Raw genomic sequence first — 12515 nt, forward strand, 5'->3', positions numbered from 1 at the left:
AGTGCGCATCATGGCCCTGACGACCCTCCCGCGGATCTCTGCATTCCTGCTGGCGCTGGCGCTGGCCGGCTGCACGAGTTCGAGCGGCGTTCAGCCCAATGCGCTGACCAGCACGCAGGAAGAGGCGATAGCGGCTGCGTCGTCGACCTCGGCCGGCGGCCAGCAGACGGCCTCGCTCGCCGCCGCGGCCGATCCGCCGCTTGCCATACCGCCGGCGATCGGCGCGCCGGAAAGCGCCGCCGTCCCGCTCAGCCAGCGTCTGTCGGCCCGCGCACAGGAACTTGGCATCCCGCTCGGATCGACCGCCAGCGCCGCCGGCCTGACGATGAAGGGCTACTTCTCTGCCATCACCGAAGGCCCGCAGACCACCGTCATCTATGTGTGGGACGTCATCGACGCTGAGGGCAACCGGCTGACCCGCATCCAGGGCCAGGAACACGGCCCGAGCAGGGCGGGCTCCGGCTGGACCAGCGTGGAGCCCGAACTGATGCAGCGTATCGCCGACCAGACGATCGACGCCTACGCATCCTGGCTTCTCGCCCGCGCAGGCTGAATCGCGCGCAAAGCGTGGGACAGGCCGAATTGAATCGGCACTGAATGAGGGCCAAGGGTTGCATTCACGGCGGGTGCCGGTAAAAGGCCGGTCAAATCCTTTGCCGGGGACCTCACTGCATGAAGCTTTTCGCGGGAAATTCGAACCGGGTGCTGGCCGAAGCCGTCGCCCGATACCTGAACATTCCGCTTGGCAAGGCATCCGTCCGCCGCTTCGCCGATCAGGAAATTTTCGTCGAGATCCAGGAAAACGTGCGCGGCGAGGATGTCTTCATCCTCCAGTCGACTTCCTATCCCGCCAATGATCACCTGATGGAAATGCTCATCATGATCGACGCCTTTCGCCGCTCCTCGGCGCGGCGCATCACGGCGGTCATTCCCTATTTCGGCTATGCCCGACAGGACCGCCGCGCCTCGGGCCGCACGCCGATCTCGGCCAAGCTCGTCGCGAACATGATCACCCGCGCCGGCGCCGACCGCATTTTGACGCTCGACCTCCACGCCGGCCAGATCCAGGGCTTCTTCGACATCCCGACCGACAACCTCTTCGCCGTGCCGGTTCTGGCGCGCGACGTGAAGGCGAACTATTCGCTGCCCAACACGATGGTCGTCTCGCCGGATGTCGGCGGCGTGGTGCGCGCCCGCGCGCTCGCCAAGCGCATCGATTCCATGCTCGCCATCGTCGACAAGCGCCGCGACCGGCCGGGCGAATCGGAAGTCATGAACATCATCGGCTCGGTCGAGGGCAAGGACTGCCTGCTGATCGACGATATCGTCGATTCCGGCGGCACGCTTTGCAACGCGGCCGACGCGCTGCTGGCCAATGGCGCGACCAGCGTTACCGCCTACATCACCCACGGCGTGCTCTCGGGCGGCGCCGTCGCGCGCATCACGGGCTCCAAGCTGAAGGAACTGGTGATCACCGATTCCATCCAGCCGACCTCGGCCGTGGAAGCCGCACACAACGTCCGCGTCGTGACGATCGCCGATTTGATCGGCGAGGCCATCTCGCGCACCTCAAGCGAGGAATCGGTCTCGAGCCTGTTCGACTAGGAAAGCAGACGGACGCAAGGAAACGGTTCTGGTTGATCGCAGGGCCGAACGGCGTCGGCAAGACGCACTAGCGTTCAAGCTTGTCGTCGCGATCAGCGGCTCAGTGCCGCTGCCGCCGACCTCTGGCGCGTCCATGAGGCATCCGGGCCAAACCCCTGCCTGGCGCTCGAAGGCCGGGGAACGCGCCTCGACCATCAAGGTGAGAATTGCCTGGCAGGCGCCCACGACCGGATTCGCGACTTCGCCGCCACCCTATCCGACGAACAACCACCCCATCCCCACTAGCGCCGCCCCTGCCAGCACAACGATCAAATTGACGTGGAAGCGCAGCAACGCGATGGCGGCGGCGACCGCGATCAGCGCTGCCGCCGCATCGAAGGTCGCAAGTTCCGGCAAGAGGATGCGCAAAGGCCCCGCCCGCACTTCCGACAGCTGTGCGAACAGCACATGCAGGCCGAACCAGACGGCGAGGTTGGCGATGACGCCGACGACCGCTGCCGTCACCGCCGAAAGCGCGTTGGCCAGCCAGCGCACATTGCGAACGGTTTCGACAAAGGGCGCGCCGGCGAAGATCCACAAAAAGCACGGCACGAAGGTGAACCAGAGCGTGACGATGGCGCCGGCGACGCCGCCCGCCAGCGGCTCGAAGCCGGAAAGCCGCGCGCCGCCGAGGAAGCCGACGAAGACGAGCACCAGGATGAGCGGACCGGGAGTCGTCTCGGCAAGTCCGAGTCCTGTCAGCATCTCGTCCGGTCGCAGCCAGCCATAGATTTCGACCGCCTGCTGAGCGACATAGGCGAGCACCGCATAGGCGCCGCCGAAGGTGACCGCGGCCATGATGGAAAAGAAGCCGGCCTGCTGGGCGAAAACATTCTCGGCGCCCGCGATGAGATGGATCAGCGCGAGCGGCAGGAGCCAGATCGCGAGCCAGACCGCCGTGGTGCGCAGGAAGCGCGGCCAGCTCGGGCGCGCCCAGTCCGGCAGGTCGCGCACGGGCGCTTTCTCGCCGCCCGCCTTGCCGTTGGCCGCCACGCCCAGCGCGCCGAGCGCGGCTGCAGCGAGGATGACGACCGGAAACGGGATCTGCAAGAGCGCGATGGCGACGAAGGCGAGAACCGCGATCGCGACCATTTCCGGCCCCTTGATCGCCCGCTTCGAGACCTTCACCAATGCTTCGAGCACGATGGCGAGCACCGCCGCCTTGAGCCCGAAAAGCAGGCCCTGGACGATCGTCACCTCGCCGGCAACGATATAGATCGACGACAGAACGGTGATGAGGACTGCGCCGGGCAGGACGAAGAGCAGGCCGGCAACCAGGCCGCCGATCGTGCCCTTGAGCAACCAGCCCGCATAGGTCGCAAGCTGCATCGCCTCGGGGCCGGGCAGCATCATGCAGTAGTTGAGCGCGTGCAGGAAACGCGGCTCGTCGAGCCAGTCGCGCTCTTCGACGAGCTCGCGGTGCATCAGCGCGATCTGCCCGGCAGGCCCGCCAAAGGAGAGAAGACCGATCTTGGCAAAGACGCGCGTGACTTCGGCGAGCGAGGGATTTGAATGGGGCTGCACTTGCAAGATTCCGCTTCAGGTCGCCGCAAAACTAGATTGCGCTTCGTACCAGCTCAATGACACATCCGATTCATTTCCAAGGGAAATCATGCGTTCGATTCCGATCGCATCGAGAAACGCAGTGTCGTGGCTGACACGAGGAGCGCGCGCGAAAGTCGCGCAGGCCCACTTGACCTCGGCGATGGTGTCGAGGTCGAGATGATTGGTCGGCTCGTCCAGAAGCGGAAGTTCACGCGCAGCGTCGGCGCGGAACGCCTGGCGCGCGAGCGCGGCGCAAAATTGTTCAACCCGCGCTTGCGCCGATGCGCCTAGCGACCGAAGATCAGGGTCAACCGTCACACGACTGTTGGCTTGCCCCGCGAGAAGGCAGCCAGCTCGAAGGCAAACTCGAAACCTCAAGGGATGGAACCTGCATGAAAATCGTATATGCGGCGGCTTTCGCAGCCGGACTCGCTACGGCGTTGACGCCGGCAATCGCTCAGGACGCGACCAAGCCAGCAACGGAGGCGTCGCAAGCCGCTGTGCAAAACCGGATCGACATCATCCGCCCCGACGCGCCGGAGCTTGCCGCACACGGGGACCTTCCCATCGGGGTGCGTACGGTCGAGGTGACGAATGCCGACCAGATCGACGTGGCAAACACGACTGCCGGTGGCGAGCCGCCGCGCTATGACCGCAAGCTGACGCTCGAGATCTGGTATCCGGCGGCTGAAGGCACCGGCAATGAGGGCACCTACACCACGCTCCTGCGCGACGGCGAGACCGAGGTGACGCTGACCGGGCGCGGCGTGCGCGACGCAGAACCGGCGGCCGAAGGCGGCCCCTTCCCGCTGGTCATCATCTCGCACGGCTATCCTGGAAACCGACTCCTTCTCAGCCACTTGGCCGAGAACCTTGCCACCAAGGGTTATGTCGTCGCGTCGATCGACCACCTGGAATCGACCTATGCCGACCAGGGCGCATTCGGCTCGACGCTCGTCAACCGCTCCCTCGACCAGCTCTTCGTCCTCGACGAGATCGAGCGCATGAGCGGTGAGGACGGCGACTTCCTTTCCGGCCTCGTCGACACCGCCAATACCGGCCTGATCGGTTATTCGATGGGCGGCTATGGCGCGGTGATCACCGCCGGCGCGGGCGTGACCGAGACGTCCGTCGGCTTTGAATGGGGCGCGCCGGCCGGCACGCTGGCAATCCACCAGTCCGGTTCGCCCGAACATGAAGACCGCGCTGAACCGCGCATCAAGGCCGTCGTCGCCTTCGCACCCTGGGGTCGCCAGCGCGGCTTTTGGGATGCGGAAGGCATGAAGGGCATCGAAACGCCGATCTTCTACGTCGCCGGCTCGGTCGACGACGTCTCCGGCTACGAGGACGGCGTGAAGACGCTCTATGAGGAAACCGTCAACGCCGAGCGCTATCTCCTGACCTTCGAGAACGCCAACCACAACGCCGCAGCCCCGATGCCGGCACCGGCCGAAAGCTGGGAATTCAGCGAGAAGCTCGGCTTCGCGCCCTTCGACCATTACGCCGACCCGGTCTGGGATACGGTGCGGATGAACAACATCGCCCAGCATTTCGTCACTGCCTTCCTCGGCAAGGAACTGAAGGGTGACGAGGAAATGGGCGCATATCTCGACCTCGTCGAGAACGCCGCCGACGGCGTCACCGCACTCGACGACGAGGACAAGCCAACCGACGAGCACACCTACTGGAAGGGCTTTGCCGACCGCACAGCGGTCGGCCTGTCGCTGATGCACGCGATGCCGGCGGGCGAGTGATCAGCCGGCCGCGCGGAAATAGGCGCGCGGCGCGGTGCCCAGCATGCGTGAGAACATGGTGGTGAAGGCCGGAACGCTGTCATAGCCGAGGTCCAGCGCGACGGCGGTGACGCTCTCGCCGTCGGCGAGCCGCGGCAGGGCGGCGAAGAGGCACGCCTGCTGGCGCCACAACCCCAGGCTGACGCCCGTCTCGCGCTGGAAGAAGCGCGTGAAGGAGCGTCGGCTCATGCCGAGGGCGGAGGCCCAGCCGTCGATGGTGACTTCCCGCGCCGGCTCGGCCAGGAATGCACGGCACCGCGCGAGAAGCCGCCGGTCGGACGGCAGCGGAAGACCGAGCGGGCGGATCGGCAGGCGAGGAATTTCCTCCACAAGCAGCGCCATGGCGAGGTCGTTGTGCCGGCTGTCATTCGCGGCGGTGCGATCGGTGGCGACCGCCACCAGCGCACGCATCAGGTCGGTCATGCCCAGAACGACGAGATCGGGCGGCGCATCCGTGACCGCGCCGGGCTCGAGATAGACCGAGCGCATCCCCACCTCCCCCATCATCTCGACCGAATGGACGATGCCGGCCGGTATCCACATGGCGTGGTCGGGCGGGACCATCCACCGGCCGAAGGACGTGGAGATCATCGCGACGCCGCTTCGGGCATGAAGAAGCTGCGCGCGGCCGTGGCTGTGGGAGGGAACGACGAAACCGTCCGCATAGGACGACGCGCGGCCGACGACCGCGCCTTCCGCACGGTCCAGCGCGGCGAGGCTGTCGTTCAGTTCCGCCCTGGAGGCAGCGTCGTCGATCATGCTTTGGCCCGATCACGTAAGAAATCGACCAAACCACGAAAGCAGCCATCGAACAACGGGCATATAAGGCGGCGACAGGAGCCGCGATCTTGACCGACACGATCATCCAGCAAGCCCAACCGAACACGCAGACGGCCGCCAGACTTCCCGCCGAGACGACGGCGTTCACCGTCATCTTCGCCGTCTCGTTCTGCCACATGCTCAACGACGTGATGCAGTCGCTGCTGGCCGCACTCTACCCGATGCTGAAGGCGGATTACGGCCTGGCCTTCTGGCAGATCGGGCTCTTGACCATGGCGTTCCAGGTCACCGCGTCGCTGCTCCAGCCGGTCGTCGGCTTCTACACCGACAAGAACCCCAAGCCCTATTCACTGTCCTTCGGCATGGCATCCACCTTCTGCGGGCTGCTCATGCTGGCCTTCGCGCATTCCTACGGCTTCCTGCTCCTGGGCGCTTCGCTGATCGGCATCGGCTCGGCGATCTTCCACCCGGAAGCCTCGCGCGTGGCGCGCATGGCGTCGGGCGGGCGCTACGGGCTGGCGCAGTCGCTGTTCCAGGTGGGCGGCAATTTCGGCACCGCAATCGGGCCGCTGCTCGCCGCCTTCATCGTCGTGCCGCGCGGGCAGGCGAGCGTCGCCTGGTTCTGCGCCGCCGCGCTCACCGGCATGATCATCCTCTATCAGATCGGCAACTGGTATCAGCGCTACACGGCCGCGCGAAAGGCACGCCCTGCCGCGCCCGCGATCGCGCTGCCGCGCAACAAGGTGGTGGTCGCGCTGGTCGTTCTGGCGCTGCTCGTCTTCACCAAGAACATCTACATGGCATCGTTCACGAGCTACTACACCTTCTATGCGATCGAGCGCTTCGACGTGACGATCCAGCAGGCCCAGATGATGCTGTTCCTCTTCCTCGGCGCAGTCGCCTTGGGGACGGTCCTCGGCGGCCCGTTCGGCGATCGATATGGCTCCAAGACGGTGATCTGGCTGTCGATCCTCGGCATCCTGCCCTTCACCATGGCTCTGCCCTATGTCGGCTTCGAAGCGACGCTGGTGCTGACCTTCATCATCGGCGTGATGATCGCCTCGGCGTTTCCGGCCATCGTCGTCTTCGCACAGGAGCTGGTGCCCGGTCGCGTCGGCATGGTCGCCGGCATCTTCTTTGGCTTCGCCTTCGGCATGGGCGGCATCGCCGCCGCGGTGCTGGGTGTGGTGGCGGACGCGCGCGGTATCGAGTTCGTCTACACGATCTGCGCCTTCCTGCCGCTGCTGGGCCTGCTCACCGTCTTCCTGCCCAACATGCGCGAATTGCAAAGACGCTAGGCTGCGACGAGTTCCGGCGCAAAGCTGACGCGGTTGCGGCCGCCACTCTTGGCCTCATAAAGCGCCGCATCCGCGCCCTCAAGCAGCGCGTCCATCGTCATCCCGTGATCGGGGAAAACCGCAACGCCGATGGACGCCGTGATCGAGGGAAGCGAGTTGCCCCCCAGTTCGAGGCTGATCGCACTGATGCCCTCCCGCAGCTCGGCAATTTTCGCTTCGGCATCGGCATGATCGGCATCGCGCAACAGAAGCACGAACTCCTCCCCGCCATAGCGGAAGATCCAGTCGCCTTCGCGCATGTTGGCCTTGAGGTAGCCGCAAACCGCAACCAGCGCCGCATCGCCGGCCCCGTGACCATGCAGGTCGTTGAACCGCTTGAAGTGGTCGACATCGAGCATCGCGACGGCAAGCGGGCGCCCGGATCGATTTGCGTGCGCGATCTCCTTGGCCGCGACCGCTTCCAGATAGCGGCGATTGAAAACGCCGGTCAACGGGTCGCGGATCGACTGTTCCTTGAGCGTTTCGCGCATCCGCAGATTGGCCAGCGTCAACCCGAGCTGGCGCGCCACCATTTCCGCCAGACGCCGCAACGCATCCATGTCGGCGCCAAGTCCATCGGTGCCGTCGAGCGTGAGAAGGCCAAGTGTTTCGCCATGAGCGATCAGCGGAATGCACAGTCCGAGCTCGGGGTGCGTCAAGTGGTGGTCGCAGCACGGCGCGCTGCCGCCGGCTGACGTCTCGTGTATCTGCCCCCGCCGCAACCCCCAGCAATCCTCAGGCGCCAGGGAGCTGTCGACAGGCGCGCCACCGAACGCTGCGAGCGTCGTCAGCCGGTTGAGCGAAGCGGCATATATCCACAGAGCCCCCTGTCTGCCGGGGAACAGGCCTGCGAGCAGGTTCGTCGACAGGGCCGCAACCTCATCCAACGAGTTGCAGCTTTGCAGGAAATTGCTCGCTTCGTTGAGACGCGCGATCTCGTTGCGCTCGCGCTCGATGAGTTGTTTCCCCCGGTCGAGCGTCTCTGCATAGCTTGCGATTTCCTGGGCGGCCGCAGAGGGACGGTGAATTTCCCTGCGCATCATCACGTAGACAAACAGAACGAGCCCGATCCCCGCCCCGGTGAATACCCACGCCGCCGTCTGGATCGCGATCTTCTGGCTGTCGTAGGCGACCGCGTTGCGCGCCATCCTGAGGTCCAGTTCGAGCTGGATGATGCGCGACTGGTCACGGATTTCGTTCATGACCGTGCGGCCTTGATGGGTCCCCACGTAGCGGCGTGACGCTTCGGAGCCTTCACGGGTGTGGGTGCTGATCGCAGATGCCATCTCGCTCAGCTTTTGTTCCGCAAGCTGGCGCATACGCACCGCGGGCTCGCGCAGCGTCGGGTCATCGGCCAGATGCGCGGTGAGTGCGAGCGCGGCCGGGTCAACCTAGTGATAGGGAGCCAGGTACTGGCTGTCGGAGGTCATGAGATAGCCGCGCTGGCCCGTCTCCGCGTTGAGCACCGCCATCATGAACGCCGCAAGAAGGTCGCGGGTCTGCTGGGTGTGCGCGACGTTTTTGCTTGCCTCCATCAGCCGGTCGAGGCTGCGGAAGAACGCGATCGAATTGACGCACAGCACGCACAGGATTACCGCCAGAACGGCGTAACCCCCGATCCGCCTGTAGGATTGCATTTTTGGACTGCCCCTGCTGCCTCGCCGACATCGGTCGAGCCGGAAGAGACCCTAATGTAGTCATTGCTAATTATCGGTTACGGTGATCGCTTCGTCGCGATGTTGCGCCTTCTCCCATCTTGCGCTATGCAGCCGCCACCCGCGTAGACACCCTTGGAGGCAACGCGGGCGATCGTCGTTGGGATTTTCGTTCCAGCGGCTTTCGACGTTTGCGGCATATGGCGATCCGCCGTCGCAGGCGCTCCATAACCTGAAAGGAACTGCCATGAGCCACGAGAGCTACACGCTCGAGGCCGAAGCGCGCGAAACGGTCGGTAAGGGGTCCGCCCGTGCATTGCGCCGCGAAGGTCGCGTCCCCGCCGTCATCTACGGCGACAAGAAGGAACCCGTTTCGATTTCGCTCCCCTACAAGGAGCTGTTCATGAAGATCCACGGCGGTGGCTTCATGACGACGATCGCCACCGTCAAGGTCGGCGGCAAGTCGTACCAGGTCCTGCCCAAGGATTACCAGCTCGACCCCGTCAGGGATTTCCCGATGCACGTGGATTTCCTGCGCGTGTCGAAGCAGACCGTGGTCACCGTCGAAGTGCCGGTCCACTTCCTCAACGAGGAGAAGTCGCCCGGTATCAAGCGCGGCGGCGTGCTGAACATCGTCCGCCATGCGGTCGAGGTCCACTGCCCGGCCGATTCGATCCCCGACGCGCTGGAATTCGACCTGACCGGTCTCCAGATCGGCGATTCGATCCACATCTCGGCGATCGAACTGCCCAAGGGCGTCGAGCCGACCATTACCGACCGCGACTTCACGGTTGCCACGATCGCCGCCCCGGCCGTTCTGACGGCTGAGGAAGAGGCAGGCACGACCGAGGAAGCCGATGCCGAGGCCGTCGAGGTCGAAGGCGAGGAAGAAGCAGCCGAAGGCGACAACGCCGAGGCCAAGGAAGAAAAGGGCGAGTAATCGTCCCGGCCTCAGCGCCGAACCCTCACCCTGCATCCCTCCCCACAAAGGGGGAGGGAGGCCATCGCCGCCGCGATCCGATCGTCGGCGGCGTAACAGGGGTTCAAGGGAGGCTCGACGCTGACGCCCCTTCCCCCTTCGTGGGGATGGGATACTGGGTGGGGCGGCCCCCGTTCGAAAGAACCTCTACCGAGACGAGGCCCCGTCTTCCCAGTTCGACCCTTTCCGGGAGACACCAACGCCAATGCGCATCATTGCAGGTCTCGGCAATCCCGGATCGAAATACGAGAACAACCGGCACAATGTCGGCTTCATGGCGGCGGACGCGATTGCACGCCGACATGCCTTTGCGCCCTGGTCGAAAAAATTCCAGGCATTGATCTCTACCGGCACGATCGGCACCGAGAAGGTGCTCCTGATCAAGCCGCAAACCTTCATGAACCTCTCGGGCCAGGCGGTCGGCGAAGCTTTGCGCTTCCACAAGGCCGCGACGAGCGACCTGATCGTCCTCTATGACGAACTCGACCTCGACCCCGGCAAGGTGCGCATCAAGACCGGCGGCGGCCATGGCGGCCACAACGGCATCAAGTCCATCGACGCCCATTGCGGCAAGGACTACACCCGCGTCCGCATCGGCATCGGCCATCCCGGCATCCGGGAAATGGTCACGAACCACGTCCTCGGAGACTTCGCCAAGGCCGACCACGACTGGCTGGACCCGCTGCTCGACGCCTTCGCCGACCATGCCGAACTGCTGGCCAAGGGCGACGATGCCGGCTTCATGAACAAGGCCGCGCTGGCCGTTCAGGGCAGGAGGGCCGCCCCATCCGCCGCGCCCAAACCCGCCCCGAAAGCGCAAAGCCACATCCGCCAGGCGCGAGCGAACCAACCGCAGGTCAAGCTGCCGGAGACCGGCCCCATGGCCGCGATGCTGAAGAAGCTGTTCGGCAAGGAATAACGCGCCTTGACCGGCGCATGAGAAGAGGTTCGCCCCTCCCTTTTCCACCCGCCAGCACGATATCGCACTGCGACCTCCAGCACGGTTTACACTCATGCCCGACAACAACGACCTTGATACGATGGAAGCCGTTCTCGACACGATCGCCGACGCTGGCGACGGCGAGCGCGTGTCGGTCGCAGACATCGTCAACGAGATCGGCGACGACGCGTTCGGGCCGTTGATGCTCATCCCGGCGCTGGTCGCCGTCACGCCCGCGAGCGGCATTCCAGGCCTCACCGCGACCTGCGGGCTGATCATCGCGCTCGTCGCGGTGCAGATCGTGATCGGGCGCAAGGCGCTTTGGCTGCCGGGCTTCATCCTGCGACGCACCATGCCGCGCTCCAAGCTCGACACCGCACGCAACTGGCTGGCAAGGCCTGCGCGTGTCATCGACCGGCTGACGGGAAAGCGCCTCGCCTTCCTCGTCAAGCCGCCCTTCTCCGTCGTGCCGGCAACGATCTGCCTTGCTGCCGGGCTGATCATGCCCTTCCTCGAGGTCATTCCGTTTTCCGGCTCGATCATGGCAGGCGCGGTGTCGCTGTTTGCGCTTTCCTTCGTCACCGAGGATGGAATCCTGTCGGTTCTGGCAACCGCCCTCGTAGGCGCGGCCGGCTATCTGGCCTATACCGCGATGGCCTGACCCTTGACCTTCGCGCCCCCATTCCCCATAGCCCCCACAACGAAAATTTCTGCCACAGGACGGGCATTTCCATGGGTTTCAAATGCGGCATCGTCGGGCTTCCCAATGTGGGCAAGTCGACGCTCTTCAACGCACTGACCAAGACGGCCGCCGCGCAGGCCGCCAACTATCCCTTCTGCACCATCGAGCCGAACACCGGCGAGGTCGCGGTTCCCGATCCGCGCCTGAAGGCGATCGCCGGCATCGCGAAGTCGAAGGAGATCATTCCGACCCGCATCTCCTTCGTCGACATCGCCGGCCTCGTGCGCGGCGCCTCGAAGGGCGAAGGGCTCGGCAACCAGTTCCTCGCCAACATCCGCGAGGTGGACGCGATCGTTCACGTCCTGCGCTGCTTCGAGGATGACGACATCACCCATGTCGAGGGCAAGATCGACCCGGTCGCCGACGCCGAGACCGTCGAGACCGAACTGATGCTTTCCGACCTCGAAAGCCTCGAGCGCCGCGCGCTGCAGTTCCGCAAGCGCGCCGCATCGAAGGACAAGGAAGCGCTGACCGTGCTGCCGATGATGGAGGCGGCGCTGACGCTTCTGCAGGACGGCAAGCCGGTACGCATGTTGCTCAAGGGCATCGCTGCGGAAGACCTGCGCATCCTCGAGGGGCTGAACCTCCTGACCTCCAAGCCGGTTCTCTACGTCTGCAACGTGGCGGAAAGCGACGCTGCTTCCGGCAACGAGCACACCGCCGCCGTCGCCAGGATGGCGGAGGCGCAGGGCGCGAGCACGGTCACGATCTCGGCCGCGATCGAAGCAGAGGTGGCGCAGCTTTCCGACGAGGAAGCCGCCGAGTTCCTCGGCGATCTCGGCCTCGACGAGCCGGGCTTGGACAAGCTCATCCGCGCCGGATACGAGCTTCTCGACCTCATCACCTATTTCACCGCCGGCCCGAAGGAGACGCGCGCCTGGACCGTTGCCAAGGGCTCCAAGGCCCCGCAGGCCGCTGGCGTCATCCACACCGACTTCGAACGCGGCTTCATCCGCGCCCAGACCATCGCCTATGACGACTACGTATCGCTGGGCGGCGAGACGGCGGCCAAGGACGCGGGCAAGGCGCGCGACGAAGGCAAGGAGTATGTCGTGCAGGACGGCGATGTGCTCTTGTTCAAGTTCAACACCTGACGGGAT

The 12515-nt window shown here is 65.0% G+C and carries 11 protein-coding genes and 1 pseudogene; 8 read left to right on the forward strand and 4 right to left on the reverse strand.

The features are described 5' to 3' along the window. Positions 1–10 precede the first annotated feature (10 nt). Positions 11–553 (forward strand): hypothetical protein, encoded by a 543-nt coding sequence (locus GTK01_RS11760; protein WP_252926079.1) that lies wholly within the window; start codon positions 11–13, stop codon positions 551–553. A gap of 119 nt (positions 554–672) precedes the next feature. Then, complete coding sequence (locus GTK01_RS11765; protein ID WP_252926080.1) at positions 673–1605, forward strand: ribose-phosphate pyrophosphokinase; 933 nt, start codon at positions 673–675, stop codon at positions 1603–1605. Positions 1606–1857: 252 nt separating this feature from the next. Here the strand turns inward: GTK01_RS11765 and chrA are convergent, their stop codons facing one another. Continuing rightward, a complete protein-coding gene (chrA, locus tag GTK01_RS11770) occupies positions 1858–3174 on the reverse strand; it encodes a chromate efflux transporter (protein WP_371924332.1) in 1317 nt (438 codons plus the stop codon). Between the two features lie 407 nt (positions 3175–3581). Here chrA and GTK01_RS11775 point away from each other — a divergent pair, with 407 nt between their 5' ends. Continuing rightward, entirely contained in the window at positions 3582–4943 is a 1362-nt protein-coding gene (locus tag GTK01_RS11775) for a dienelactone hydrolase (protein WP_252926082.1), read from the forward strand. On the opposite strand, the gene GTK01_RS11780 is transcribed toward GTK01_RS11775, so the two are convergent. Further along, positions 4944–5741, reverse strand: a complete 798-nt coding sequence (locus GTK01_RS11780; protein WP_252926083.1) for a helix-turn-helix domain-containing protein — start codon at positions 5739–5741, stop codon at positions 4944–4946. Between the two features lie 89 nt (positions 5742–5830). Here GTK01_RS11780 and GTK01_RS11785 point away from each other — a divergent pair, with 89 nt between their 5' ends. After that, the gene (locus GTK01_RS11785; protein ID WP_252926084.1) at positions 5831–7060 is read left to right on the forward strand and encodes an MFS transporter; all 1230 of its coding nucleotides are present in this window, start codon (positions 5831–5833) and stop codon (positions 7058–7060) included. Here the strand turns inward: GTK01_RS11785 and GTK01_RS21075 are convergent. After that, positions 7057–8247, reverse strand: a complete 1191-nt coding sequence (locus GTK01_RS21075; protein ID WP_371924341.1) for a diguanylate cyclase — start codon at positions 8245–8247, stop codon at positions 7057–7059. The genes GTK01_RS11785 and GTK01_RS21075 overlap by 4 nt on opposite strands. A 6-nt stretch (positions 8248–8253) precedes the next feature. Further along, positions 8254–8736: pseudogene (locus GTK01_RS11795) on the reverse strand (CHASE3 domain-containing protein); the annotation flags it as partial. A 265-nt stretch (positions 8737–9001) separates the two neighbouring features. Between GTK01_RS11795 and GTK01_RS11800 the strand changes: the two are divergent. The 4 genes from GTK01_RS11800 to ychF all read left to right on the forward strand — a co-directional run bounded on the left by GTK01_RS11800 (position 9002) and on the right by ychF (position 12509). After that, the gene (locus GTK01_RS11800) at positions 9002–9694 is read left to right on the forward strand and encodes a 50S ribosomal protein L25/general stress protein Ctc (protein WP_252926085.1); all 693 of its coding nucleotides are present in this window, start codon (positions 9002–9004) and stop codon (positions 9692–9694) included. A 244-nt stretch (positions 9695–9938) separates the two neighbouring features. Beyond that, entirely contained in the window at positions 9939–10652 is a 714-nt protein-coding gene (gene pth, locus GTK01_RS11805) for an aminoacyl-tRNA hydrolase (RefSeq protein WP_252926086.1), read from the forward strand. A gap of 94 nt (positions 10653–10746) precedes the next feature. Beyond that, entirely contained in the window at positions 10747–11334 is a 588-nt protein-coding gene (locus GTK01_RS11810; protein WP_252926087.1) for an exopolysaccharide biosynthesis protein, read from the forward strand. Positions 11335–11405: 71 nt separating this feature from the next. Then, the gene (ychF, locus tag GTK01_RS11815; RefSeq protein WP_252926088.1) at positions 11406–12509 is read left to right on the forward strand and encodes a redox-regulated ATPase YchF; all 1104 of its coding nucleotides are present in this window, start codon (positions 11406–11408) and stop codon (positions 12507–12509) included. The last annotated feature ends 6 nt before the right edge of the window (positions 12510–12515 follow it).

Origin of the sequence: Aliihoeflea sp. 40Bstr573 (assembly GCF_024105655.1) — a bacterium.
Lineage (GTDB): Bacteria > Pseudomonadota > Alphaproteobacteria > Rhizobiales > Rhizobiaceae > Aliihoeflea.